This window comes from Massilia forsythiae (assembly GCF_012849555.1).
Taxonomy (GTDB): Bacteria; Pseudomonadota; Gammaproteobacteria; order Burkholderiales; family Burkholderiaceae_D; genus Telluria; species Telluria forsythiae.
In genome coordinates this window covers 5,370,451-5,396,706 of record NZ_CP051685.1, presented here as the reverse complement: position 1 = coordinate 5,396,706, position 26,256 = coordinate 5,370,451, and the positions used below count along the sequence as shown (strand labels likewise).

Here is a 26,256-nt window from a genome sequence, read left to right as displayed (position 1 = left end):
AGGGGCGCTAGGGCGAAGCGGCTCGGTGCGGCATGGACGATGGATGAGGGTCACAAGTGTGAAAGATATCTGCATCAAGCTTGGCATCGATGCTTACAATCTGATCAACCAATCGGCTCAGGCCTATTCAAGGCATGCCATGTCCTTGCATGCTGCCGCCCTGGCATACCGCCTGCTTTTTTCGGTCTTCCCGTTCATCGTCTTTCTTTTTTCACTGTTGAGCTTCTTCGCGGTGCCTGCTTTTTTTGGCTGGATCAGGGACCAAGCCGTGCCATTTCTGCCTCATGCCGCCCTTGAACAGGTGGACGCCATCATCCGCGAGTTGCAAGTGCCCCGGATCGGATTGTTGTCGGCAAGCTCGGCGGTGTCCTTGTGGATGGCGTCGAGCGGCATGCGCCAACTGATGATAGCCCTGAACGTGGTGTACGCCGCGGTGGAATCACGCGTCGTGTGGAAGCGGATTCCTTTTTCGATGCTGTTCACGGTCGGTATCGCGATGCTGCTGATCACAGCTGGAATCATGATGCACTTTGGGCCGCCGGCGATGCAATGTCTGGCGCATTTGTTCGGCATCGAGCCCACCTTCATCGTGTTCTGGGAATGGTTGCGCTGGCCTGCGGCCTTGTTGCTGTCGAATGTTGCAGTGGCGCTTGCCTATTACGTCATTCCAAATGTAAAGCACCGGTTTCGTCTTTTTTTCGGCAGGTTCATTGTTGTCGGTAATCGTGTGGAGCGTCGCCGCAGTCGCATTCCGGTACTACATCCAGAATTTCTCCCATTATGACGTCATGTTTGGCAGCATCGGTGCGATCATGGTGCTGCTGGTCTATGTCCGCTTATCCATCACCGTCTTGTTGTTCGGCGCGGAGGTCAACGCCGTGATCGAACAACGCAGGCATGCGCAGCCCGATCGTGCCGTGCAAGCGCCACCATCGAGATCGTCGATTTCCTGATCGCGCACGCGCGCAAACCGCGCCCGACGCGCCCGCCGGCAAGCGGCCCGGCGCCTAACCGTTTGAAAAAATTTATACGAACTGAAACGAATCGTGTAGATGACCTTTTATATTTGGTGCTTAAAATGTTGCGTCCTCGAAGCAGGTGCTGACGCGATACCGTAAAACCGGCACCATGACGCCCATCTTCATTAGTGGCGTCTTCGATCCACGCGGGCCGGTCGTAGCCGATGAATATCAGGTCTCCGTGGCATCTGCAGGAAATATTAGGCTTGCGGAGGCTGAACCGTGCCGACTTTTGTGGTGGACAGTTCGTTTGAGTCTGGAGGGCAGCAGATTGTCCGCGATACCATGCACGTGTAACTCAACGGCGGGAAAAGCGCAGTCTAATGTAGTAGTGGCGATTCAGCCTAAAAAAACGTTGTCCGCTCGATAGCGTGTACGCATAAGTTAAATCGCTGAAACTTAACGCTAGCGGAATTTAGCACCACTTCTTCAAAGCACGATAACAATAAACCGGCATGGTAACACTCAGCTGTCCGCTCGGCAGAGATTTTATGGTTACACGATTTGAATCCCATCGAGACCAAGCAGGGGTATTTGGGGTGTAAACCTGGATGCCTTCGCGATCGGAACTAGGTGTGAAATTTTCGGACTTCAAAAACGAATAAAGTGCATTATGTGACAGTCCATCAACGATCCCGTGGACAGGTAAACAGACCAAGATTGATGGCAACATGCCAATTAATCCGCCGATCAGTGTAGAGCGAATTGTACGCCACTCGAAAACGGACCAAACCAATAGTACTTCGCTTAAACCCAAAGCTCCGCTGATTAGTCCCAGTACAACAATCCAATCACGGAAAGATACGAGCGCAGTAAAACCAATGGAATGATTTTTCAAAATATTCATAATTCGGAGCGTTAAAAATCGAAGTTTCTACCGCATAAAGTGCATTTTGTAATGCACAGACTATGAAGTCGCCGGTTTTTTATTGGATCCGCAAATAAGTGCTTCCTACATAACAATAAGAGAAAACACTACGCCATTCATAATGATTTGTAATCACTAGAAAAAGGTAATCGAACTGGTTAAATTACGAGATAATGACTTAAGGCCACCTCGAATAACCCAGTTTTGAACGTCAGCAGGCAATCTGAACCACGATTTAGCGTGCCGCGACTCTCCGACAACGCGATTTTTGATCGCGACACGTACATGAACAGGCTGGTTTGGCAGCCGCAGGCTGCCAAACCGTGGGTTTAGAACGGTGCCAGACCGCGTTCTTTCAAGAATACGAGACGCTTGAGGTTGTAACTGGCAGCCTTCAACTGCAGGACGAAGGTCGTGCGCACGATGCCGAGGCAGCGCACCAGTTTTCCACCCATTTGAGCCAGGGCGCCGAATACATGCTCGACACGGGCTCGCGGTGTGGCGATCGCGCGGTTGCGCCGTTTCTGCGTCTCGGAAATGCCTTTGGTCGCATGGCCGCGTCGTTGAATATGCACGCGCCACCCGGCTTGTTTCAATCTGGCTTCGCGTTCGATACTGGGGTAGCCACGGTCGGCATAGACATCCCGGCTTGTGTTGCTCAGGTCGAGCAATTCCTCGAAGACCGTGGTGTCGGCTACGGCAGCATGGGTGATGGCGATCTTGCGGATCAGCTTGCAACGCTTGTCGACGCTGGCGTGCAGCTTGTACCCAAAATGATTCTTGCCGTGCTTTTTGGTCCACTTGGCATCGACGTCCTTTTGCGCGCGCTTATGCGGTTTCCAGCCTAGCGGCATCGTGCCTTCCTTGACCGTCTCGGCCTCTTCCCGCTTGTTACGTTGAACCGGGGCTTGGACCAGCGAAGCGTCGACGATCTGGCCGCAGCGGGCAAGATAGCCTTGCGACAGCAGCTGTTGCTGGACTTGCTCGAATACTTGATTGCCTACGCCTGCCTGGGCCAAACGGTCACGGAACAGCCAGATCGTCTTGGCGTCGGGGATGCTGCTGCTTTCCGTCAGGTCCAGAAAACGCAGGAAGCTGCGCCGGTCCAGCAACTGATACTCCAGCGCGTCGTCGGCCAGGTTGTAGAGCTGTTGCAGCACCAGGATCTTGATCATCAACACTGTCGGGTATGGCGGACGGCCGCCCTTGGCACGCGACGGACGCGGCGCGGCGGCATCGATGCTCCCCGCCAGCGCCTCGAAATCCACATGCTCGGCCAGGCCCACCAGCGGATCGCCCAGCTTCGCGCGCCGGTCCTCGCGCTCCTGCTCGGCAAATAGACTGATCCGGGGTTTCATCACGGCGACACTCACTGGCTTGGTTCGATCTCAAGATTTTACCCAGCCGGCGTCAGGTCAGCCGAGGTTTTTAGAGGTGGCCTTAAGCACATCCATGTGTCATAAGAACGAGGTAAAGACGGTTTCAATAAATCATCATTCATGAAAGTTCCTAAATTAATTTATATTATCACCTTACCACCTTTGACCCTGGTGCTGTAATGTATATATCAATTATGCTTGCTAAGATGCAAGCGGGTTAAAATTTTTTCCTCAATCTATTTATAGAATTTCATCAACGTTTCACGTTGCTTCTCGACACGTATTTCCTTCCCGTTTCCCACGTGTTCGGTGCTGATATTCCCATTATTCAGTGCAACTAAAATCGCGGGCTCTGGTGCAAACCTGCAACTTGGCTAGAATGATGGCCTTTGCACAGCATGCGCAATCGTCCGAGCAGGAGCGACCTGTTCAAGGGGCGACACTTCGAACAAGAGGTCATTATCCTGTGCGTGCGCTGGTAACTGCGCTACAAGCTTTCATCCCGTGACTTGGTCGAGATGATGGCCGAGGCTTACCGATCGCTCACACAACAATCCTTCGCTGGGTTCGGCGCTATGCGCCAGAATTCGACAAACGCTGGAGTCGCTTCGCGACGCCGGTTGGCACGTCCTGGCGGGTGGACGAGACCTATGTGAAGATCCGCGGCCGAAGGGCATATCTTTACCGTGCAGTGGATGCGTCAGGCAAAACAGTTGACTTCCGGCTGAGCCCGCGGCGCAACGTCGCCTCGGCAAAAGCCTTCTTTCGAAAAGCCGTGCGTTCGCAGCGCCGCTCGCCCGAGACCATCACGCTGGACGGTTACGCAGCCTCCCACCGCGCCGTCCGCGAACTTCAAGAGCAGGGGCGGTTACCTGATTTGACGAAGTGAGGTGTACTGTCAATAGCGGACACGCTTGTCTCAAGCCGCCTGCGGCTGTTTGCTGAATTCTTCAGCGAACAACGCTGGCGGAACAAATCCGATGCGGGAATGGCGCCGCTGTCGGTTATAGAAAATCTCGATGTATTCTTGGATCGACGCTTGCGCCTCGGCGCGGGTGGCGTAGCGACGATGATGAACAAGCTCGTTTTTCAGCGTGCCCCAGAAGCTCTCCATCGGCGCGTTGTCGTAGCAGTTCCCCTTGCGCGACATCGAAGCTCGCATGCCGAATTGCGCCACCAGATCGCGGTACGCATGCGCGCAATATTGGGCGGATTCAACCAGTCGTCGCAACACCTTTATCGAGAGGGTGTTTATGGGACGACCAGCAGGATGGATGCACAAGTTGACAGGGCGAGGAGCAATGCGCTCACCAGGGGCGCCGTCGCATCGCCGAGAAACCGAGCGGCGATTCTGGGAGCAAATAGCGACGGGTATTACAACTGAGAAGGCTGCTGAGGCGGTTGGCGTATCGCAGGCAGTTGGGGCGCGCTGGTTTCGTCATAATGGCGGCATGCCACTTTCCATGTTGAGTCCAATATCTAAAAGATACCTGTCTTTCACAGAGCGAGAAGAGATTGGCCTTCTTTCGTGTCAAGGTATCGGAATCCGAGAGATTGCTCGCCAGATCGGCCGCAGTGCATCAACGGTCTCCCGAGAACTAAGACGTAATGCTGCTACACGCTGCGGCCGACTTGAGTATCGAGCTTCGGTTGCGCAGTGGAAGGCCGAACTCGTTGCTAGAAGACCCAAGCCTTCGAAACTGGTGACGAATCAACGGTTGCACGACTATGTTCAAGGCCGCTTGCAGGGACAGGTTCGCGACGCTGATGGCCATGACATTTCTGGGCCGGAATCGGCACCGTTCATAGGAAGAAACAAGCCACATCGCGGCGACCGTAAATGGGTCACTGGTTGGTCGCCTGAACAGATTTCCAACCGCCTGCGGACTGACTTTCCGGATGACGAATCCATGCGCATCTCTCACGAAGCCATCTACCAAGCACTCTATATCCAAGGCCGAGGAGCTCTTAAGCGCGAGCTGGTTAGTTGTCTGCGCACTGGGCGGGCATTACGCATGCCGAGGACGAGAGCACAAGCCAAAGCCTGGGCACACGTGAGCGAGGATGTAATGATCTCCAACCGGCCTGCAGAAGTCCAAGATCGTGCCGTGCCGGGACATTGGGAAGGCGACCTGATCATCGGTTTGAATCGGTCGGCCATCGGAACGCTGGTCGAGCGATCAAGCCGATTTACCATGCTTGTCCATCTGCCTCGCGAGGAAGGCTACGGTTTGATACCCAAGACAAAGAATGGCCCTGCGCTAGCTGGCTACGGAGCTGTCACAATGGCCAACGCGCTCAGTAATACCGTCGCTGACATGCCGGCCCTTTTGTGGCAGTCATTGACTTGGGATCGTGGAAAAGAACTGTCTGATCACGCGCGATTCACGGTCGAGTCTGGGGTAAAGGTCTTCTTTGCCGATCCGCACAGTCCATGGCAACGCGGCACAAACGAAAATACGAACGGCCTCTTGCGGCAGTACTTCCCAAAAGGTACTGATTTATCTCGGTGGAGCGCCCGCGAACTCCACGCCATTGCCAATACACTCAATTCTAGGCCCCGTAAAACACTTGGTTGGAAGACGCCGGCCGAAGCACTGGACGAGTACCTAAAATCTGTACAACAATATAGTGTTGCGACGACCGGTTGAATCCGCCTTGGCTGCCCCGGTCCGAATGGTGGATCAAACCCGGCACTGGGCGTTTGTTGGCAACAGCCTTCCACAGCGCTTGCGCCGTCAGATCCTGCGTCATGCGCTCGCCCATCGCGTAGCCGACGATCTCACAGGTGAAGACATCCTTCAGGCCAGCCAGATACAGCCAGCCTTCAGCGGTTGGAATGTAGGTGATATCCGTGACCCAGACTTCGCCCGGCCGCGTTGGCGTGAACCGCTGTTCCAGCAGATTCTCGGCCACCGGAAGATCGTGCTTGGAGTTGGTCGTCGCCATAAATTTACGCCGCTGCTTGCAGCGCAATTCGAGCTCCCTGCGCAGTCGTCCAATACGATCGCGTCCGACGTCGTGGCCCTGCGCGGCTAGTTCGTGCTTGACGCGCCGCGTGCCATAGGTCTCGCGGCTTTGCCGGTGCGCGGCCGTGATCAGCACTTTCAGTCGGCCGTCTTCTTGCGCTCGTGCCGATGGCTTGGCGTCCAGCCAATCATAGAAACCACTGCGCGATACGCCCAAGACCTTGCACAGCATCGTTACGGGAAATTCGAGTCGCACCGTCTTTATCCACGCGTACCTGGCAGCGACTCCTGCGCAAAGTACGCTGCCGCTTTTTTTACGATATCTCGCTCCATTTTCGTCGCGGCCAGCTCCTTGCGCAGCCTCGCATTTTCAGCTTCCAGTTCGGCCACAGTACGGCTGCCGGGCGGCGTCACTTCTGATGGACCACGGCGGGCCGCTGCTACCCAATTAGCGAGCGTCCCCTTGGGAATGCTCACGCTGGCAGCTGCCTGTTCGATCGAAAGGCCCTGCGTCAAAACCAGCTTCACAGCTTCTTCGCGCAGCGCGGTGTGGTATGTCTTCTTCAATTTCTTCATAAAGGCTCCTGTCGGTGCAACTCTACCAAACAAGAGTGTCCGAAAATCTCAGGCTACCTCAACATGCAACACGTTTCCTTGATCGACAATCGACGGCGTATCGAAAGTGGCGGGAACCGGATGCTTGAAATCGAAACTGCTCAATACGGTCTGGCCAGCGACGATCCGGCGCACTGGACTCCACGCGCTGATGCCTTCCTCTTCCACCGATCCACCGTGTTTCTGGAATCGCACTTCCGGCGCGGTGCCGTCGACAGGCTGGGCGCCGAAAGAATCGTCCGACAGCACCAGCTTGTGGCCTGCAGGACCGTGCTCGTACCAGAAATACCAGCCGGCAGCTTCCCAACGACGATTCAAGTAGTTATGATCGCTCTCGCCGAACTGGCAGGCCATGGTAAACTTTGGATCGTTTCCTCTTATTCGCGCGTCCCAATCGGCATGCGTGGTGTAATCGGCAAAAACGAGTTCCGTTTGCCGGCGCAAGGTGCTCTCGTGGAATACGAAATTGTCCCGGCGTAGTTTCAGGTAGGCCAGCCATGGCCTCAACACCAGGCGATAGAACGCATAGCCGCCATCGGTGCGATCGAATCGGAATTCGAATGCATAACCGTTGAAATATCGCAGGCTGCCGTCGCCGCGCACCAATTCGATGGTGACCATTTTCCCTAATACGTGCTCGAGCGGAATTCTTGCATCGTCGGACAATACGTCGACCACGTATTCGAAATCGCGTGACAAGCCTTCCGAGGCATCCAGGCGATTGGCCAACATCATGGCCTGCGGACCATCGCCATGCGGAAAAGACATCCGCAAGATGCGACGATGCTGCGGATCCTGCAATAAAATAGCCAGCTGAGGGGAAAATGTTCCCATCAATGTTCCTTCGTGCGTTATTTGACTTTGTATCAGGAATTATAATAGTTCCCCAGAAAGGCAGCGCAGCAGTATTTAATGTGCGAGCGCCGGCAAGATCGCTGGACCGCGCATGCGCTCCAGGAGGGAAGGCGACGTCGCGCAGGTGCGCGATGCCGCCTGGAAATAGCTTGTCGTGATAAACACCAAGCGGCGTCGCCGTGCTCGATGAAGGCCACTGACTGGTCGAGATCAGCGCCGCGGCGGCTCGCGCATCGCCAGCCGTACGCCTTCGCGCACCTCGGCCGGCAGCAGCGCCGCGTCCCAGGCGTAGTCCGGCCCCAGCACATTGTATTTTCCGGTCTCGCCGCGCCAGTCCAGCTGCAGCAGGTCGGCCAGCGTCCAGCCGGCCCAGTCGGCGCGGAACGGCCGCCCGGCCAGCTCGGCCGCCGCCGGCCACGGCCGGTTGCGCCAGACCAGGGCCGGGATGCGGTAGCCGGCCGGCGTGCGCGGGCTGTGGCCGGCGAAGTCGGCGCCGTGCCCGACTTCCTGGCCGTGGTCGGACAGCATCATCCAGGCGCGGTTTTCCTGCGCATCGCGGCGCGGGGCCGCCTGCGTCATCGCCAGCAGGCGCGCCACCACGCCGTCGTGGTACAGCACGGCGGCGTCGTATTCCTTGCGCAGCCGCGCGACCCGGCCCGAGCGCCCGGCGGCGGCCAGGCCGGCATCAACCGCATCGGCGGGGGCAAAGGGGTCGGCGCCGGCCGGGTAGCGCAGCTTGTAGTAGGGATGCGCGCCGAGCAGGTGCACCACGATGAACTTGCGCCGGGCGGGGCCGTCGAGCGCGGCCTGCACCTCGTCCAGCAAGCCTTCGTCGAGGCCGCCGCCCGAGCGGCCCGGGCTGCGGTTGACCGTCTGCACCACCTCGGCCAGGCGCGCGTGGCGCTGCTCGATGCCGATGTCGTCGTGGTTGCTGATCCACCAGGTGCGGTAGCCGGCCGCGCGCGCCAGCGCCAGCAGGTGGGCATCCTCGCCGCCGCTGTCGTTATCGTTGTCCTTGTCGAGCGCGAACAGCTGCTCGAGCGCCGGCAGGGTGCTGGCGTCGCTCGACCAGGCATTGCGGATCACCAGCATGTCGTCGCCCAGGCGGCGCTTGAGCGCGTCGAGCGCCGGCGTGGTCGGGCGCTGGTAGCCGTACAGCGACATGTTGTCGCGGTTGACGCTGTCGCCCAGCACCAGCACCACGGTCGACGGTCGGCCGGAGGCCACCACCGGAGCGAGCTTGCGCGCCAGGCCGTGCGCCTGCAGGCGTTTGGCGTCGTGGTGGCGCCAGTCGTCGCGCAGGTCGGCGGCGGCGCCGGCCCAGGCGCTCCAGAACACCAGCGGGTGCAGCTTGCGCCACGGCTTGATGGCGTAGCCCGCCGCCGATACCGCCAGCAGCGCGCCCAGCGCCAGCACGGCGGCGCGCGGCATGGCGGCGCGCGGCATGGCGGCGCGGGACATGTCAGCGCGCCCTGCGTCGTCCGGCGCGCGCCTGCCGAACGTGGCCAGGTACGCGGCCGCACCCAGCGCCAGCGCCAGCACGGCGCCCCAGCCGGCGAGCGCCGGGGCGGCGCCGCGCGCGTATTCGGCGCTTTCGCGCCAGTTGCTGTTGGCCACCGCACCGATCACGAAGCCGCTGTCGGGCGCGGCCTGGTAGGCGCCGGCGATGAAGGCGCGCAGCGCGCCGTCGAGCAAAAAGGCGCCGACCCACAGCGTCACCAGCCATGGGCGCAGGCGCCGGGCCGCGCGCGTACGCAGCGGCAGCAGCAGCGCCAGCACGCCGGGCAGCAGCAGGAATGCCGCCTGCAGGGTGCGCAGCGGCGCATGGCCCTGCGCCAGGAACAGCGCGCCGCCGGCGAGCAGGGCGACGCAGGCCAGCGCGGCCTGCATCGCCGTGGGTGAGCGCGAGGCCGCGCGCGTGCAGGCGCCAGCGTCCGGGGCGTTATCGTGAGGCAGTGAGGGCATCGTCAATCCATCTTCCGCAGCGCGGCTGGGATGGACAGCGTCGGCAGTGCAGTAGTGCGAAATGGTTCATCGGGGTTGCAGCGTCCGGGATTCTACCGGGTCCGGCCTGCCGCAGCCAGGCGCTGCGGCGCAGCGCCGGCAAGCTTCCTGCCGGCGCTGGAGAACATTACTGCGCGGCGCGCGCCTTGAGGCGGTCGGCGTCGGTCACCGGGAACGGTGCGCCGAGCACGGTGGAGCGGCCCTTGGTCTGGTTCTGGGCCTGGCACTTGTGTTCGCACACGGTGGCCGGCGGCGCCACCTCGGTGGCGTCCTCGCCCATCACCTGGCCCATGCGGCCGCCGCTGGCGACCGACCATTGCGACACGCCGCCGCAATGCTGGACCTTCGAGATGGCGCCGGTGCGCGTCACGATGTTGTTGGTGCACAGCGGCTCGACTATGCGGTCGGCGAACTGCGGGCTGTCGCGGCCGACGAACTTGGACGAATAATCGTTGCCGAAGTTGATGCGCGGGGTGACCTTCAGCGTGGTGTCCTTGTAGTCGACGGTGTCGCCTTCGCGGTTGCGGAAGTTGCGGTTGTCGAAGTAGAACGCGCTCTGCGCCAGCTTGTGGGTGAACACGGTCTTGGTGTCGTCGGCGCGCGCCACTTCCATCTGGAACACGCCGCCGTTGGCGCAATCCTTGGCCTGGATCTTCATCGTCACGCCGGGGCCGCTGCGGGTCAGGACGATGTCGGCCGAGCTGCTCAGTTCGACGCTGACGTTGCCGTTCAAGACCAGGCCGCGGTGGTCCGGCATCTTGCTCTCGAAGACCGGGGTGACGCGGCCGCCGGTGATGTCGATCTTGTTGGCCGCGCCGGTCAGGGTCCAGTTCAGCACGCCGAAGGTGGCGGCGTCGACGTCGAACTGCACGTAGCGGCCCTGCACCCGGAACACCGATGCGACGCTGCCGGCGGCGACGGTGGCGTTCTGCGCGCCGCTTTTTCCCAGCACCGTGAAGCCGCCGCCATCGCAGCCCGCCGAATCCGCCGCGTAGGCGGATTGCGCCGACAACACCAAGCCCATGCAGCAAGCCATCATCCAATTCTTCATTTTTCTCTCCGTCTGAACGAGCCATCAGCGGCTCTGGGGCGCCGGTATCGACATGATCCGGTCGGGACATCCGGACGGTTGATACCCAGGCGGGCGCCGAAGGTTCAATGAAAAGAAAAATAAATATAAATCATTTAGCGGCGGCGAATACGGCCAGACGAATCCAAGGCCGCCACGATGGCGGTGCCGGCGCCGCCTAGAAGCGGAAGCTGGCGCTGGCGGTGAGCGCACTGGCGCGGCGGCTGCCCGGCAGGTAGCTGGTTCCCTTCACTTGCCAGCCGGCCTGCAGGCTGACGTCGCGCACGTCGGTGACCAGCGCCAGCCGCAGGTCGACGCGGCCGCCGCCTTCGCCGGGCGCGCCGTGTTCTTCCTCGAACGGATGCAGCAGGCCGGCATGCGCCGCCAGCTGCACCCGTTCGTTGATCGGCCAGGCGCCGTTCAGGTCGAGATACAGGCTGCGCTCGTCGCCGTAATAGGCGGGCGAGTAGAACAGGCGCGCGCCGAGGCGGTTCCAGGTCACGCCGGCATAGAACTCGTGGTAGTTCCAGCGGCTGTCGCGCAGGTAGACGTTGCGCGTCGCCCCGGCATCCCACGACAGTATGGTGCCCAGGCGCTGGGCGCGCCCGCCGTAGACGCTCAACTGCCCCAGGTCGCGCCCGCCCAGCGTGACCGGCGAGGCGAAGGTGCCGGCATACCAGGCGCCGGCGCCGTCGGCGTCGATGCGGATGTCGCGCTCGACGCGCAGCTGCGCCACCGGATGGGTGCTCAACGCGGTGCCGCGCCCGGCGTACTCGGACAGCAGGCTGAGGTCGGCGCTGGTCTGGCCGTGCGCCGCACCGGCGAGGCAAGACAGCAGGAGAAAGGCTAGAGCGGACGGACGGTTCTGGTGGCGGCGGTCGGGGAGCATAGGCAGACGCAGGCATCGGCCACCCGCGCGAGGGTGGCGCACGCGTCTATGTTACCAGCAGCCGCCGCCGCCGCCCGCAACGGCGTGCCGGCGCCGCCGTTTCCGGCGCCGGCGCCGCCGCCGGATTCGCGCAGCAGCGCCTGCGCCGCGGCGCGCGGGCGCACTTCGGAGAGCAGCGCCGCCAGCCCGGCCACGTGGGCGGCGGCATACGACGAGCCGGACACCAGGCCCCAGCGCGCGCCCGGCACGCAGGTCGGCACGTCGGTGCCCGGCGCATAGCGGATGGCGGCGGGCGCCGGATGGCGGTCGCCGCTGCGTGCCACCGCCACCACGCCCGGATGCGAGGCCGGAAAGCCGCCGTCGGGCCGCTGCGGATCGGCCGCGCCGACCACCACGATGCCGCGCGCCAGCGCCGCGTCGAGCAGGCTTTGCAGCAGGCGGTCGGGCGGCCCGCCCAGGCTCAGGTTGATGATGCGCGCGCCGTTCTCCAGCGCGAAGTTGATCGCCTTGCCCAGCGTGAGGCTGTTGCAGCGCGCCGCCTGGCCGCGGCTTTCCCAGCAGGCGCGCAGGGCCATCAGGCGCGCGGCCGGGGCCACGCCGGCGATGCCCAAGCCGTTGCCGCTGCGGGCGCCGATGATGCCGGCCACCGCGGTGCCGTGCGCCTCGGCGGCATCCGGTACATCCTCGACGAAGTTGCGGCGCAGGGCGAGCTGGCCGGCCAGGTCGGGGTGGGCGGCGTCGACGCCGCTGTCGATCACGGCCACGGTGACGTTGCGGCCGGTGCTGACGCGGTGCAGGTCGGCCAGGCGCCAGTCGTGCGCCGCCGGCTGCGCCGGATACAGCGGGTCGCCGCCGTCGAGCGCGTGGTACTCGCCCAGCGGCTGGGCCCAGGCCACGCGCGCGTCGTGCGCCAGCGCCTCCAGCACGCGTTCCAGCGGCGCGCCGCCGGCGTCTTCCATCAGGAAGCAGTCGACGCCGATGGCCGGCATCGGCCAGCTGTCGCGCAGCAGCAGGCCGTGCGCCTTGGCCAGCTCGGCGGCGATGCGGCGGCGCGCGGCGTTGCCGCCGTCGTTGGTGTAGCTGCCGGCGTAGGCGCTGTCGGGACGGAAGTGCGGCGGCGGCAGGCGCAGCATCACCAGCACCTGGCGCCGGGCGGCGTCCGCAGGCTGCGCCGTTACGGCCGGCACGGCGGCCGGCACGACGGCGGCGCCGGCCCCGGCATCGGCCGCCTGGCCGGGCGCGGGTGCGGCGGCGCGTGCCGCGGACTCGTCGTGCGCCGCCGCGCGCGCGCCGGCATAGGCCAGGGCGCCCAATGCGAGCGTCAGCGCCGACAGCAGGGCGAGCAGGCGGTTCAAGGACGGCCTTCCGCGGCGCCGCCGACTGCGGTGCCGGCGTCCGTGCCGAGCGGCTCGGCCAGCGTGACCGCCGGCTCGGCGCGCAGGCGGGCCACTACCGCCGCGGCTTGCTGCTCGGTGTCGAGCAGCCAGGCGCCGGTGGCGGTCGGGCCGCCGGCCACGCGCGCACCGCTGGCCAGCACGATGCGGCGCAGTTCGCGCTCCGGCGTGTCCGGCTGGAACGTCACCAGCATGCTGCTCTTCGCGCCCTGGGAAGCACCGAGCACGCGGTAGGCGCCGGCCGGCTCTTGCGGGGCGCCCGGGCGCGCCAGCAGCGCCGCCAGGCCGGCGATCACGCAGCATTGCAGGGCCACGGCGACGCGCAGCCAGCTGCCGTCGTTGGCGGCCAGGCGCGCGCGCCATCCGCGCGTTACCGGCGACTGCGGCGCTGACGGCGGCGGCATTCGCGACAGTTCAGGCGGCGCGGCCGGCGTCCCCGCCCTTTCGGTGTCTTGCGGCGCGTCCAGGCGTGGAAGCACGCGCGCCAGCGCCCGCTCGACGTCGCAGTCCGGCGCGGCACCGGGTCCGGCGGCGCGCAGCGTGTGCAGCAGGGCGAGATCGGCGCGGCAGGCCGCACAGGCTTCCAGGTGCGCCTGCACGCGCTCCAGTTCGACGTCGGCCAGGGTGCCGTTGGCCAGCCAGGGCAGGGCGTCCTGGGCTTCGCGGTGCGACAGCGGGTTCATGGCCTGCCCTCCAGCTGGTCTTCGAGGAGCAGGGCCAGCCGCTTGCGCGCATGGAACAGGCGCGTCTTGATCGTGTTGACGGGGCAATCCATGATGTCCGCGATTTCCGTAAGTGTCATGTCGTGATAAAAAGTCAGCTGGAAGGCCGTACGCTGCGGCATGGGCAGCGCGGCCAGGGCGGCGTCGATCGCGTGCGCCAGGCGTTGCTGCTCGAACTGCCATTCCGGGCGGTCGGCGTCGAGTCCTTCGCGTTCGTCGACGCCGGCATCGACCGGTTCGTCGAGCGCCTGCAGCGTCTTGCAGGCGCGCCGGTAGGCGATCGCGAACACCCAGGTCGATACCTTGCTGCTGCCGTCGAAGGTGGCGGCCTTGCGCCACACCGCCAGCAGGGTGTCGTTGACGATTTCCTCGATCAGCGCTGCGCTGCGCGTCATCCGGTTCAGGAAGCGCGTCAGGCGCGGAAAATAGGCGCGGTACAAGGCCTCGAAGGCGCGCCGGTCCCCGGCGGCGATGCGGCCGACCAGGCAGGCTTCTCCCGCGGCCGTACGCGCCAGCATGCCGCTGTCATCGGTTCTTCTGTCCACGCACTTCCTTTCCACTGTTTGCGGTATATACCCGGCCGCCGCGAAAAGGTTCAATCGAGGTCGATATGATTCTCCGTGCGGTGCGGCGGCGATTGTCGTACGCGGCGTCAAGACGCGATCCGCCTTCCACATCTGCATTTGCAGCCGGGCGGATGCAGGCGTATGCTGGTCTCACACAAAAGCAACCATGTTGGAGACAATCATGAAATTGCATGTCGCCCCGGTACACCTGTCCGACCGCCTGCATCGTCCGCTGCGCTTCGGGCGCATGTGGCGCGGACATGAGCTGTTGCTGCGCATCATCCAGTTGGTCTTGCTGGTCTGGTTCGCGGTGGAAGGCGCGCGCTGGATCGCGCAGGGGGCGCGGATGGTGGTCGAGCGGTTGACGTAAAGGGGAAGCCGCCATGCATAGCAGGCCAGCGACCCGTCGTTCCCGGCCTTGGCGGCCCCCTTGGCGGGAACCCATGCTGAGCAACAAGATTCGGTGGTCGGAAATAGCCCGAATCTTCAAAAGTAACAATCTTGTTGGCTCAGTATCGGTCCCCGCCAAGGGGGCCGCCAAGGCCGGGGACGACGGTGGGTTGCTTGCGCTCGCGATCCTGGCGCTGCCAGCCACCAGCCACGAGCCGTCAGCGGAACGTGTACGTCGCGCTCGCGTATAAACGCCGGCCGCGCGGGTCGGTGTAGCTCGGATCGTAGCCGGACAGGAAGTAAAAGGCCTGGTTCGAGTACGGCGGGCTGCGGTCGAACAGGTTCTGCACGCCCACGCGCAGTTTCAGGTGCGGGTCGAACACGTACGCGCCGGACAGGTCCCACAGCGAATACGACTTGACGCGGTTGCGCGCCACCACGCTGCCGTCGTCGATGTTGATCGCGGTGTTCTGGTCTTCGTAGCCGCTCGACCAGGTGTTCGACAAACTGGCCGAGGCCGGGCCGCGTTCCCAGTCGAAGGTGAGGGTGTGGCGCCAGCGCTGCACCACGCCATCGGTGACGAAGTGGTTCAGGTTGCTGACGAACGCGTCGCCCGGCGCGTTCTGGATCTTCGACGACAACACATACGTGCCGTTCAGGCGCCCGCCGAAGCGGCCCACGGCGGTGTCGATGCCGTGCACGGTGACTGCCAGGTCGAGGCCCTTGGCCAGCTGGGCGCCGCGGTTTTCCTTGCGCAGCTCGATGTAGTCGATCAGGCCGTCCTCGTCGCGGTGCACCAGGTCGCCGTATTTCGCCAGGTTGCCGAGGATGATGTCGTCGCCGATCTCGCTGATCAGGTCGGTGCGCTTGATGTTCCAGTAGTCGAGCGAGGCATTCACGTGGCGGCCGGCGGCGAACACCGCGCCCAGCGACAGCTGGCGGCTGCGCTCCGGCTTCAGGTTGGCGTTGCTGTAGCGGCGCGTGTCCCAGTTGTCGGCGCAGTCGGCGTAGTTGTTTTCCACCGTGGCGCAGTACACCGGGTCGGGCAGGGTGGCGGTGCTGCTGTACACGGTCGGGCGGTGCAGGTCGGTCATCGACGGCGCGCGGAAACCGCGGCCGGCCGAGCCGCGCAGCAGCAGCGCGTCGCTCGGGCGCCAGGAGAGGCCGATCTTCGGGCTGGCGGCGCCGCCGACCTGCTGGTAATGGTCGTAGCGGCCGGACAGCTGCGCTTCCCAGCGCTTGGCGAAGGGCAGCAGCAGTTCGCCGTACACCGCCGTGACGTTGCGGCTGTCGTGGGTGGCGCGCCCGCCCTCGGGCGCGGCGTCGTTGTTGATGTTGTCGCTCAGGAGCAGGGCGGATGGCGTGAAGTCGTTCTTTTCGCGCCGCGCCTCGCCGCCGAGGGCCAGGGCCAGGTCGCCGCCGGCCATCGGCATCAAGGCGCGCGAGAATTTGACGTCGAACGAATCCATGGTGCCGCGCGCGTGGCGCACGTCGTCGTTCACCTGGATGCTGTCGATCAGCGCGCGGCCGGCCGCGCCGGACGGTCCGAACGGGTTGATGCGGCCGTCGGCGATGCCGGCCAGCAGCTCGTTGTACAGCACGTAGCCGTGGGTGTCCTTGTCCTTGACCGTGTTGACGCTGTGGTTCAGGGCGGTGTCGTAGTCCCAGCCGCCGAGGGTGCCGGTGAGGCCGGCCACCAGGCGCACGCCTTCGCTGGTGAGCGAGCTGGTGCGGCGGCCGGCTTCGTTCAGGCGCATGCGCAGTTCCAGTTCGCCGGGGACGTCGTCGTCGAGCTGGTCCAGGCCGGTATTCGCCAGCTGCGGCACCTTGCGGTAATTGATATACCCGGTCACGCGCGCCGAGGAGCCGACGTAGTCGGTCCTGGCGCGCGACAGCGCCAGCTCGGCATAGGCCTGGTGGCCGCCGCCGAGCTTCACCACGGCGCGGCTGAGCAGGCTGGCCTTTTCCGATTTCGGGTACAGCTCGGTGTCGCCCATGTAGTCGTAGGTGCAGGCGTCGACGCCGCCGGTGCCGGCCGGCAGGTAGACGTTGGCGGGCGCCGCGCAGCCCGGCGCCGCCAGGTTGATCAGGCGGTTGGTGATCGGCTTGCCGCTGATGGTGAAGCCGATCTCCTGCAGCCGGTCGCGCTGGGCCGACGTCAGGCGGATGTTGGCCGGGCTGGTATAGCCGGACAGCAGGTGGCCGAGGCGCTGCTCGACCTGCAGTCCCGGGATGAAGCGGCGCTGCGCCGTGCTCAGGGCGTCGGTGCGCTGGAAATCGGCCACCGCGAACACGTTGTAGCCGTCGCGTTCCAGGTCGCCCTTGCCGGCGCCGATGCTGGCGGTGCGCTTGCCGGCGCCGCCTTCGCGCGTCTTGCTGCCGTAGACGTTCAGTTCCACGCCCTGGAAATCCTTGCGCGTGATGAAGTTGATGACGCCGCCGATGGCGTCGGTGCCGTACAGCGCCGAGGCGCCGTCCAGCAGCACCTCCACGCGTTCGAGCGCGGCGGCCGGGATGTTGTTCAGGTCGACGCCGCTGTCGTCGCCGGGCGAGGCGAAGTTGGCCATGCGCCGGCCGTTGAGCAACACCAGCGTCGACGAGGTGCCGATGCCGCGCAGGTTGGCGCTGTTGAAGCCGCGCTGGTCGCCGCCGACGTTGATGCTGGCGCCGTCGGTCAGGCCGTTGACGTTGGCCGACACGCGCCCCAGGATCTCGGCGGCGGTGGTCACGCCGGCCTTTTCGATTTCCGCGCGGGTAACGGTCTGCACCGGCAGCGTGGTGGCCGCCTGCACGCGGCGGATGGCGGAACCGGTGATTTCCACGGTCGCCATTTTTTCGCGCGCGTCCTGCGCATTGGCCTGGGCATCGGCCTGGGCGTCGGCCTGGATGCCGGCGGCCTGGGCTTGCGCCGCCGCCGGCAAGGCGAGCAGCCCACCCGCGATCCATGCGCCGGCGATCCATGTACTCGCGCTCCATGCACCGCGCACGGCGCGCGCCGTGGCCTTCATCTTGTCGTTCATCGTTTTCCCTATGGTGACGTGCGGCCTTGGGGTGAAACTCGGCCGTTCTTTCCGTCATCTTAGTGGCGGCGCGGTGAGAATTTGCAAGTTTCGCAAATATTCCGCCAAAACGTTGCGTTAATTTAACAACAAGAATGCCGGCGATGGGAAAAACCGACGCCGGCGTTGCCTGCTCAAGCCTGCGGCGACGACGCGCCGGTCATGGCCATCACCGCGTCGCGCTTGTCCAGCAGGTGCTGGGTCAGGATCGCCGCCATGCGCTTGCCGTCGCGCGCTTCCAGCGCCCGGATCATCTCTTCGTGGTCGTGCGCGGCGCGCTCCCACTTGTCGGCCTTGAAATTGGACTTGAAGCGCAGCGCCTGCAGGCGCCGGTTCATGCTCAGGTAGGTGCGGTGCAGGACCGAGTTGCGCGCCGCCTCGTTGATCTTGTTGTGGATCGCCTGGTTGCGGCTGTAGTAGCCGGGCAGGTCGTTCTGCGCCTTGCAGGTCAGCATGGCGTGGTGCAACGCCTTGATCTCGGCCAGTTCGGCGGCGGTGATGCGTTCGCACGCCAGTTCTCCCGCCATCGCTTCCAGGCCGCTGACGAACTCGAAGGTTTCCCAGATCTCGGCCTGCGACATCTTGTACACCGAGGCGCCGCGGTTCGGGAAAATCTCGATCAGGCCTTCCACGGCCAGCACCTTGAGCGCTTCGCGCAGCGGCGTGCGCGAGATGCCCATGGTCTCGCACAGTTCGCGCTCGTTCAGCTTGGTGCCGGGCGGCAGCACCGCTTCCACGATCAGGTTGCGCAGGTGCTCGACCACGGTGTCGTGCAGGTGCTGGCGTTCCAGTTTCGGGACCGGAAAGGCGTTGTCGTCGAGGCCGGGAATCAGGCCGATTTCTGCATTTTGCATTCAAAAACCTGTTGCTGTGTATTCGATGGCATTTTAGCACCCTATGCGAATTGGTACGGAGCAAGATGACGCCGGACCATGGCAAAACGTGGCTTTTCGGGGCTTGGCAGTAGGCGAGCATTGCAGGAAATACTGGATCGCCGCCGTTTCCGTACGTACTCCTGCACGACTGAAATAAGCGTTGTCGCTGCCGGATTTAGCTGTTAGAGTGATTTTGCATGCAAAATACAAAACGCAGCAGTTACTGTTCATGGAGGAGTACATGTTGAAGCTGGATTTCCACCCCGCCGGTCGCCATTTCCTGCAAATCCCGGGTCCGAGCCCGGTGCCCGACCGCATCCTAAGGGCGATGAGCTATCCCACCATCGACCACCGCGGTCCCGAATTCGGCGCGCTGGGCTTGCAGGTACTGGAAGGCATCAAGAAGATCTTCAAGACCGCGCAGCCGGTCGTCATCTACCCGGCGTCCGGCACCGGCGCCTGGGAAGCGGCGCTGGTGAACACCCTGAGTGCGGGCGACCACGTATTGATGTTCGAGACCGGCCACTTCGCCACGCTGTGGAAGAAGATGGCGGAAGCGCTCGGCCTCAAAACCGAATTCCTCGGCCTGCCCGGCATCGAAGGCTGGCGCCGCGGCGTGCAGGCGGACATGATCGAACAGCGCCTGCGCCAGGATAGTGGCCACGAGATCAAGGCGGTGTGCGTGGTGCACAACGAGACCTCCACCGGCGTCACCTCCGACATCGCCGCGGTGCGCCGCGCCATCGATGCCGCCGGCCACCCGGCGCTGCTGCTGGTCGACACGATTTCCGGCCTGGCCTCGGCCGACTACCGCCACGACGAGTGGGGCGTGGACGTCACCGTGTCCGGCTCGCAGAAGGGCCTGATGCTGCCGCCGGGGATCAGCTTCAATGCCGTCTCCAAGAAAGCCATCGAGGCCAGCAAGACGGCGACGCTGCCGAAGGCGTTCTGGAACTGGGCCGAGATCATCGAGATGAACGCCACCGGCTATTGGCCCTACACGCCCAACACCAACCTGCTGTACGGCCTGTCCGAGGCGATCGACATGATCCTGGGCGAGGGCCTGGACAACACCTTCGCGCGCCACCAGCGCCTGGCGCACGCCTGCCGCAGCGCAGTCAAGGCCTGGGGACTGGAGATCCAGTGCGCCGACCCGGCCGTGTATTCGCCGGTGCTGACGGGGGTGATGACGCCGCCGGGCGTCGACGCCGACGCCATCCGCAAGCTGATCTACGACAAGTTCAACATGTCGCTGGGCACCGGCCTGGGCAAGATGAAGGGCAAGATGTTCCGCATCGGCCACCTGGGCGAAGCCAACGACCTGACCCTGATGGCGACGCTGGCCGGCTGCGAGATGGGCCTCAAATTGGCCGGCGTGCCCCTGGCGGGCAGCGGGGTGCAGGCGGCGATGGCCGAGCTGAGCGCTTCGGTGGCGCCGGACCAGCTCAAGGCTGCCTGAACCGGGGACCCGATGGAGAACTGGCGCCGGCACGGGAGATCCTCGCGCCGGCGCCGTGTGCAGGAATCCGGCCGCGCATGCGTCCCGCAGAGGACACGGCCACACGACAGCGCTCGACAGCGGTCGGCCGGATCAACCAGGAGACAGTAATGCGATTTCTGCGTTTGCGGGCGACCAACGTCGTTCTATTGATGCTTTGCCTGATGTATTTCATCACCTACCTTGATCGGGTGAACGTCAGTACCGCCGCTTCCGGATTCGGCAAGGAATTCAACCTCAGCAAGACGGAGATCGGCCTGGTCTTTTCCGCCTTCGCCTATCCCTACCTCGTGTTCCAGATCATCGGCGGCTGGGTCAGCGACAAGTTCGGCGCCCACAAGACGCTGATCTTCTGCGGCACCCTGTGGGCCGCCGCCACCATCCTCACCGGCTACGCCGAAGGCCTGATCTCGCTGCTGGCGGCGCGCCTGCTGCTCGGCTTCGGCGAAGGCGCCACCTTCCCGGCCGCCACCAGCGCCATGTCGCGCTGGGTCGCCAAGGAAAAGCGCGGCTTCGCCCAGGGCCTGACGCACGCGTTTTCCCGCATCGGCAACGCGGTGGCGCCGGCGGCGGTGGTGTTCGTGATGGCCGCCTACGGCTGGCGCCAGTCCTTCTTCATCTGCGGCATCATCAGCCTGGTGTGGGTGGCGCTGTGGTCGTGGGTGTTCACCGAGGAACCGGCCGACCACCGCTTCATCACGCGCGAGGAGCTGGCCGCGCTGCCCAAGCCGAAGAAAAGAAATACGTACGTCCCATGGGGACCGCTATTCCGGCGCATGATGCCGGTGGCGCTGGTCTACTTCTGCTACGGCTGGACCCTGTGGCTGTTCCTCAGCTGGATTCCCCAGTACTTCCTGCACAACTACGACATGGACCTGAAGAAGTCGGCCCTGTTCTCGTCCGGCGTGTTCTTCGCCGGCGTCATCGGCGACACGCTGGGCGGCATCGTCAGCGACCGCATCCTGACCCGCACCGGCAGCCTCAAGAAGGCGCGCAGCTACATGGTGTCGGTGTGTATGCTGCTGACTTTGCTATCCTTGCTGCCGATGCTGGTGACCCACGATGCCCACGTGGCCATCCTCAGCCTGAGCGCCGGCTTCTTCTTCGCCGAAATGACGATCGGCCCGATGTGGGCGATCCCGATGGACATCGCGCCGGAATACTCCGGCACTGCCAGCGGCATGATGAACACCGGCTCGGCGATGGCCGCGATCCTGTCGCCGGTGGTGTCCGGCTACCTGATCGACCGCACCGGCAACTGGGAACTGCCGTTCATCGGCAGCATGGTGCTGATGGGGATCGGCGTGTTCCTGGCCGCGCGTATCCAGCCGGACAGCAAGTTCCAGCCGATTCCCTCGTCCGCCGCCGAAGCGGCCATGCGTACCGGGACCTGAGCATTCCTACTTTTATCCGAAACCAATGACGACATCACAGAACACCCAAGAACAGCTCGGCCAGCTCCTGGCCACTACCTACGCCCGCCATGCCGTCACCGCCGTGCCGGCGGCGCTGGAACCGGACAGCGGCGCCGACGCCTACGCCGCCCAGCGCGCTTTCCTGGCTGCGCAGGGCTTGAGCATCGGCGGCTGGAAGATCGGCGCCAAGTCGGAAGACGGCCCGATCCAGGGCGCGCCACTGCCGTCGAAGAGCATCCATGCGGCGCCGGCGCGCATCCGGCTGGACGAGTTTCCGGTGCTCGGCCTCGAAGTCGAGATCATGTTCCGCCTCAAGCACGACCTGGCGGCAGACGCAGCCACACTGAGCGAGCAGGACGTGCTGGACAGCATTGCCGGCATCGCGGCTTCGGTCGAGATCGTGTCGAGCCGGCTGCAAGGCTGGCCCGACGTGCCCAAGCTGAACCAGCTGGCCGACTTGCAGAACCATGGGGCGCTGGTCGTGGGCGAGTTCGTCGACTACGACCGCGATCTGGACTTTCGCACGCCGCAGGCGGTGCTGAACGTCAACGGACGGGACGTGTTCAATGGCGCCGGTGCCAATCCGGCCGGCGATCCGCGCCGGCTGCTGCACTGGCTGGTAAAACACTGCGCGGAGCAGGGGTTGGCGCTGCCGGCGGGGACGGTGATCACTGCCGGGTCGTATACCGGCATGTTCTTTGCCAAGGAAAGGGGGGAAGTGTCGGCCAGCATCGCCGGTTTGCCGCCGATCCGGTTCGAGATCGTCTGAGCCGGGGCAGGGAGGGGCGGCTGTGTACGAACATCCTGAGATCGTCGCCTCTCTTTCCGGCTGTCTTACTCATTGACGGCTTCGATAAGTTCCGTTTGCTGCTCGTCTGCGGCCGAAAGCTGGTAATTCAACCATTCGGTTGCAGTTGCCGGATTCTCAGCAAGCTGACGTTCCAATTTAAGCGTCTCACGATACTCGGCCGCCGCCGCAGCAACCGTCCAGTTAGCGTTGATACCCTGCTGCTCCAAGTATCCGCGAATCTCGCCAAGCGGAATTCGGAAGAACTCTTTGCGCGGATTGACCTTGTTCACCTGGGCGCACACAAATATCTTGTGCAGCCGGGACTCCAATTGCGGCGCATCTTCGGACCAGATCATCGCGTGCACGTCGAAACCAAATGGCACGCTGGCGTCGCCCAACTCCTTGACCCGATCAAGCGGCTCTAGGCGCCGCGTCATGCCGACCTTGTAGACATGCTCACCGAAGCTGCCTATGTTAGAGATCACATACACATGGCCGGCCTTCGTCTGCTGGGCCATCGACAGCGCACGCTGGTTTCTAAACTCTGCCTGGCTGAGTTTCGCCTGTAATTCCTCGAGTTGCGCTTCGAACGCGGCGCGCTGCTCGTCGTTAGCCTTCGTTACCTGGGCCTGCACCTTGGCCATCGCCTTCTGCAGGGCATCCTCTTCTTTGGCAGCATCTTTCAAAGCGCGCTCGATTTCACGGCGCGCCTTTTCCTCCTCACGGATTTGCTCACGAATACGGCGCTGCTCTTGTTTGTCGCGTTCGCGCAGCGCATGTACCATGCAGGCATATTTAAGTTCGTCCAGGCGAGCCTGCAGAAAATGCTCAATAATCCGCGCATTACGGAACGCCGATCCATTATGGTTCACGAGGGCGTAAGAATCGCGAATCTGCTGCTCGAGCGTACCAACGTTATCGGACTTCGCCCGAGATAGTACTGAATCGACGCGACCATTGAAGGCATCGATAACGAAGCGGATTGCAGTGTCGCGGCGCGACACCTCTACATAGTCACACGCTGCAGCCTGCCCCCCATCGATCATGCGCTTACTGCGCTCGCGCGCAATTTTGAGCTGTTGCCCTGCCTCTTCGAAACCATAATCCTCTGCGAGATCGTCAATCAGACTAATCGTGGGCTTTAAGTACTTATCTCCATAGCCATCGACTACGTTCTGCATTGCTTTTGCGACCTGCTTCAGTGACGCGGCTTCGTTCATAGCCTTGTATGCGTCGCCGGCGATTTGTTCGCCCCGCTCTTGCGCCGCTTTGATTATTTCTTCGGCGTGTCGCGCCGCATTTGTCACCAAGGTTTCGGCCTCAAGTTTCCGCGTTTGGATCGTTACCTCAGCAGCATTTTTGAGATTCGACACCTCGGCCTTGGCTCTTGCAACGATCTGCTCAGCCTCTGCCCGGGCCTTGCTTTCCACGTCTTTGGCATCGGCTTTAGCATTTGCAAAGAACTCTGCTCCCTGCATACGTAGTTCCTCAGCTTTTCGGCTAGCGTCTTTGACTTCGCGGAACGGCGCGAGGCACTCAACTTCATCACGCAAAGTGCGATTTAGCACAAGCGCATCGTCTCGTGCTCGAGTAAGCGAGGCTGTTTCAGCCTGGGCAGCAGCGAGTTTCGTTGTCGACTCTTGCTGCTTGACTGTCCACTTGATGTGTTGACGAAGCAACAGGCCGATTAAAATGGCACACAGAATGGAGAGAAAGATGGTCATGAGATTTGGCTCCAACGGTGTGCCGTGATGTTTTAAACCTCACATCTTATACGCTAGAGCAACACCAATTCTCACTAATTATCCCGAAGCATTACAAAATCCGCTGCCAGCGTCATGTACGCTCCTACGATAGTCCTTGGTTGTCGCGGCAGGTTTTATTGTTTTGTGGCGGAGTGTACTATCGGGGCACAGCGGCGCCCCCGCCGGAAAAATCAACCCGGTGATTACTCTACCGGCGCAGTTGTTTTCCACCCCAACCCTCGGCTACGCTCCCAGCACGCTTGCCTGCCGCACCCGCGGCAAGCGCTTCACCGGCTGGAGGCTACATTGAAATTGACATCACTTGTCCCATCGACCGTGCACATGCGCCGCCGCTTCGTCCTGTCGCTGCTTGCTGCGCCGTTGTGGCACCCAGCGGCACGCGCCGCCGCCGCATCGTCCGAGGTACCCGTTATTCCGATCACCGATGCCGGCGCCATCGCAGACGGCGCCACCGTCAACACCAGGGCGATCCAGTCGGCCATCGACCGCCTCGCCGCCCGCGGCGGCGGCACCGTGCGCGTGCCGCCCGGCGTGTTCGTCAGCGGCGCGCTGTTCTTCAAGCCGAAGGTGCACCTGCAGCTCGACCGCGGCGCGGTGCTGCGCTGCTCGACCGACATGGCGAATTTTCCGCCGCGACGCACGCGCATCGAGGGGCACTTCCAGGAGCGTTTCAATCCCGCCCTGATCAATGCCGACGGCTGTGACGGCCTGCGCATCGGCGGCGAAGGCACGCTCGACGGCGCCGGCCGGCCGATCTGGGACGAGTTCTGGAAGCGGCGCCGGGCCGCGCCGGACCCGCACAACTTTCGCAACCTGGACGTGGCGCGCGCGCGGCTGGCGCTGATCGAGCGTTCGCGCGGCGTGGTGGTGGAGGGCGTGACCTTCAAGGATTCGCAGTTCTGGAACCTGCACCTGTACCGCTGCGAGGACGTGACGGTGCGCGGCGCCCGCTTCGAGGTGCCGGACGATTATAAACAGGCGCCCAGTACCGACGGCATCGACCTGGACAGCTGCCGCAACGTAACGATCGAGCGCTGCCACTTCTCGGTCACCGACGATTGCATCGCCGCCAAGGGATCGAAGGGCCCGCGCGCGCTGGAAGACCGCGACAGTCCGCCGGTCGAGCACATCCGCGTGCGCGACTGCGTGTTCCGGCGCGGCCATTCGGTGATGACGCTCGGCAGCGAGGCGACGGTCGTGCGCGACGTGGTGGTGGAGGACTGCACCGCGCTGGACGTCGAGATGGTGGCGGTGCTCAAGCTGCGGCCGGACACGCCGCAGCGCTACGAAGACATCCATTTCCGCAACATCGCTCTCGATTCCACGCGCGGGTCGGTCATCGGCATGCAGCCGTGGACCCAGTATGTCGACCTGGGCGGCGCCGCGCCGCCGCAGTCGGTGGTGCGCAACGTGACGCTCTCCCGCATCCGTGGCCGCTTCGGCGCGCTGGGAACGATCAAGCCGAATCCTGGCCAGACCCGCATCGACGGTATCGTGCTCAAGGACGTCGACCTGCAGCTGGCCAAGGCAGGGCTGGACGTGAGCGGCGCCAGCGGCGTGCGCCTGGAAAACGTGGTCGTCAACGGCAATCCGGTATCGCTGTAGCGGCGCGCCTGGTTATGGGCGCTGCTGGCAGGCGAGGCGGCGCTGGCGATGATGGCGTGGCGCGCGGTGCACCAGCCCGAGGACCAGCCGGCCGAGCGGCCGGCTGGTTGACATGCTCGGCGCTGTTTGTGCAAGCATCTTCACAGGCAAGCTTAGGCACCCTGGCGGCCATGGAGCAAATACGATGCAAGTAGAAACATGGGTCGTCGCAGATGAGTACGACGACGCTGCCCTTGCCCAATTGAAAGTCGCCTTGAGCGACCTGCAGTACACCTTTCGGCATCGCTGGAGCGCCATCATCGGTTCCCAGGACGTGCGCCAATGGGAAGCCGTCGGTCCGGGAGGGCGGCTCATCATCGAGAGCGAAACCTACATGGGTCTTTCGGTCGAAGGGAGCGCCTCCCTGGTGGCCGAACTGCAAGCTCGATACGAGAAAGCGTCAGGAGACTCATGAGCCGGCAACATAAGCCCATGCGAATCCCTGCATAAGTGCGCTGCTCGACTTGTCG

The 26,256-nt window shown here is 63.5% G+C and carries 20 protein-coding genes and 3 pseudogenes; 10 read left to right on the top strand and 13 right to left on the bottom strand.

From position 1 onward, the window contains the following. Positions 1–58 precede the first annotated feature (58 nt). Complete coding sequence (locus tag HH212_RS22595; RefSeq protein WP_211172396.1) at positions 59–784, top strand: YihY/virulence factor BrkB family protein; 726 nt, start codon at positions 59–61, stop codon at positions 782–784. After that, positions 726–953 (top strand): YhjD/YihY/BrkB family envelope integrity protein, encoded by a 228-nt coding sequence (locus HH212_RS27120; RefSeq protein WP_211172395.1) that lies wholly within the window; start codon positions 726–728, stop codon positions 951–953. The genes HH212_RS22595 and HH212_RS27120 overlap by 59 nt, the downstream gene beginning before the upstream one ends. A gap of 1,263 nt (positions 954–2,216) precedes the next feature. On the opposite strand, the gene HH212_RS22590 is transcribed toward HH212_RS27120, so the two are convergent. Further along, positions 2,217–3,245 (bottom strand): IS5 family transposase, encoded by a 1,029-nt coding sequence (locus tag HH212_RS22590; protein WP_170203683.1) that lies wholly within the window; start codon positions 3,243–3,245, stop codon positions 2,217–2,219. Between the two features lie 419 nt (positions 3,246–3,664). On the opposite strand from HH212_RS22590, the pseudogene HH212_RS22585 reads away from it, so the two are divergent. After that, a pseudogene (locus HH212_RS22585) lies at positions 3,665–4,152 on the top strand (IS6 family transposase); the annotation flags it as partial. A 33-nt stretch (positions 4,153–4,185) separates the two neighbouring features. Here HH212_RS22585 and HH212_RS22580 read toward each other — a convergent pair. Then, positions 4,186–4,476 (bottom strand): annotated as a pseudogene (locus tag HH212_RS22580) (integrase core domain-containing protein); the annotation flags it as partial. A 64-nt stretch (positions 4,477–4,540) separates the two neighbouring features. On the opposite strand from HH212_RS22580, the gene HH212_RS22575 reads away from it, so the two are divergent. Beyond that, positions 4,541–5,917, top strand: a complete 1,377-nt coding sequence (locus HH212_RS22575; RefSeq protein ID WP_170203843.1) for an IS30 family transposase — start codon at positions 4,541–4,543, stop codon at positions 5,915–5,917. A 7-nt stretch (positions 5,918–5,924) separates the two neighbouring features. Here HH212_RS22575 and HH212_RS27480 read toward each other — a convergent pair. The 8 genes and pseudogenes from HH212_RS27480 to HH212_RS22530 form a co-directional block, all read right to left on the bottom strand. Beyond that, positions 5,925–6,811, bottom strand: a pseudogene (locus HH212_RS27480) (IS3 family transposase); the annotation flags it as partial. Positions 6,812–6,859: 48 nt separating this feature from the next. Then, a complete protein-coding gene (locus HH212_RS22560) occupies positions 6,860–7,684 on the bottom strand; it encodes a type VI secretion system Vgr family protein (RefSeq protein ID WP_170204548.1) in 825 nt (274 codons plus the stop codon). A 231-nt stretch (positions 7,685–7,915) separates the two neighbouring features. Next, entirely contained in the window at positions 7,916–9,670 is a 1,755-nt protein-coding gene (locus HH212_RS22555) for a phosphoethanolamine transferase (protein ID WP_170204547.1), read from the bottom strand. Positions 9,671–9,836: 166 nt separating this feature from the next. After that, positions 9,837–10,760: a hypothetical protein gene (locus HH212_RS22550; protein ID WP_229217415.1), complete on the bottom strand. Its 924-nt coding sequence runs from the start codon at positions 10,758–10,760 to the stop codon at positions 9,837–9,839. 196 nt (positions 10,761–10,956) lie between these two features. Beyond that, a complete protein-coding gene (locus tag HH212_RS22545; protein ID WP_170204546.1) occupies positions 10,957–11,667 on the bottom strand; it encodes a TorF family putative porin in 711 nt (236 codons plus the stop codon). After that, entirely contained in the window at positions 11,625–13,022 is a 1,398-nt protein-coding gene (locus HH212_RS22540) for a S8 family peptidase (protein WP_229217414.1), read from the bottom strand. Before HH212_RS22540 ends, HH212_RS22545 begins: the two co-directional genes overlap by 43 nt. Beyond that, positions 13,019–13,744 (bottom strand): zf-HC2 domain-containing protein, encoded by a 726-nt coding sequence (locus HH212_RS22535; protein WP_170204545.1) that lies wholly within the window; start codon positions 13,742–13,744, stop codon positions 13,019–13,021. Before HH212_RS22535 ends, HH212_RS22540 begins: the two co-directional genes overlap by 4 nt. Next, on the bottom strand, positions 13,741–14,301 hold the full coding sequence (locus HH212_RS22530; protein ID WP_170204544.1) for an RNA polymerase sigma factor: 561 nt from the start codon (positions 14,299–14,301) through the stop codon (positions 13,741–13,743). Before HH212_RS22530 ends, HH212_RS22535 begins: the two co-directional genes overlap by 4 nt. A 229-nt stretch (positions 14,302–14,530) precedes the next feature. Between HH212_RS22530 and HH212_RS22525 the strand changes: the two genes are divergently transcribed. Then, the gene (locus HH212_RS22525) at positions 14,531–14,719 is read left to right on the top strand and encodes a hypothetical protein (protein ID WP_170204543.1); all 189 of its coding nucleotides are present in this window, start codon (positions 14,531–14,533) and stop codon (positions 14,717–14,719) included. Positions 14,720–14,957: 238 nt separating this feature from the next. Here the strand turns inward: HH212_RS22525 and HH212_RS22520 are convergent, their stop codons facing one another. Together HH212_RS22520 and HH212_RS22515 are read right to left on the bottom strand one after the other, a co-directional pair. Beyond that, positions 14,958–17,759, bottom strand: coding sequence for a TonB-dependent receptor (locus HH212_RS22520; RefSeq protein ID WP_170204542.1), 2,802 nt, complete (start codon positions 17,757–17,759; stop codon positions 14,958–14,960). Between the two features lie 173 nt (positions 17,760–17,932). After that, positions 17,933–18,652 (bottom strand): GntR family transcriptional regulator, encoded by a 720-nt coding sequence (locus HH212_RS22515; protein WP_170204541.1) that lies wholly within the window; start codon positions 18,650–18,652, stop codon positions 17,933–17,935. Positions 18,653–18,914: 262 nt separating this feature from the next. Between HH212_RS22515 and HH212_RS22510 the strand changes: the two genes are divergently transcribed. From HH212_RS22510 to HH212_RS22500, 3 genes are all read left to right on the top strand, one after another. Beyond that, complete coding sequence (locus tag HH212_RS22510) at positions 18,915–20,132, top strand: pyridoxal-phosphate-dependent aminotransferase family protein (protein WP_170204540.1); 1,218 nt, start codon at positions 18,915–18,917, stop codon at positions 20,130–20,132. Positions 20,133–20,281: 149 nt separating this feature from the next. After that, positions 20,282–21,565 carry an MFS transporter gene (locus HH212_RS22505; RefSeq protein ID WP_170204539.1) on the top strand — a complete coding sequence of 428 codons (1,284 nt, stop codon included), beginning with the start codon at positions 20,282–20,284 and terminating at the stop codon, positions 21,563–21,565. A 25-nt stretch (positions 21,566–21,590) separates the two neighbouring features. Further along, positions 21,591–22,355, top strand: coding sequence for a 2-keto-4-pentenoate hydratase (locus HH212_RS22500; RefSeq protein WP_170204538.1), 765 nt, complete (start codon positions 21,591–21,593; stop codon positions 22,353–22,355). Positions 22,356–22,420: 65 nt separating this feature from the next. Here HH212_RS22500 and HH212_RS22495 read toward each other — a convergent pair whose 3' ends face one another. Then, the gene (locus HH212_RS22495; RefSeq protein ID WP_170204537.1) at positions 22,421–24,100 is read right to left on the bottom strand and encodes a GIY-YIG nuclease family protein; all 1,680 of its coding nucleotides are present in this window, start codon (positions 24,098–24,100) and stop codon (positions 22,421–22,423) included. 333 nt (positions 24,101–24,433) lie between these two features. On the opposite strand from HH212_RS22495, the gene HH212_RS22490 reads away from it, so the two are divergent. Continuing rightward, on the top strand, positions 24,434–25,747 hold the full coding sequence (locus HH212_RS22490; RefSeq protein ID WP_170204536.1) for a glycoside hydrolase family 28 protein: 1,314 nt from the start codon (positions 24,434–24,436) through the stop codon (positions 25,745–25,747). Positions 25,748–25,931: 184 nt separating this feature from the next. Next, positions 25,932–26,201, top strand: coding sequence for a hypothetical protein (locus HH212_RS22485; protein ID WP_170204535.1), 270 nt, complete (start codon positions 25,932–25,934; stop codon positions 26,199–26,201). Positions 26,202–26,256: the final 55 nt, after the last annotated feature.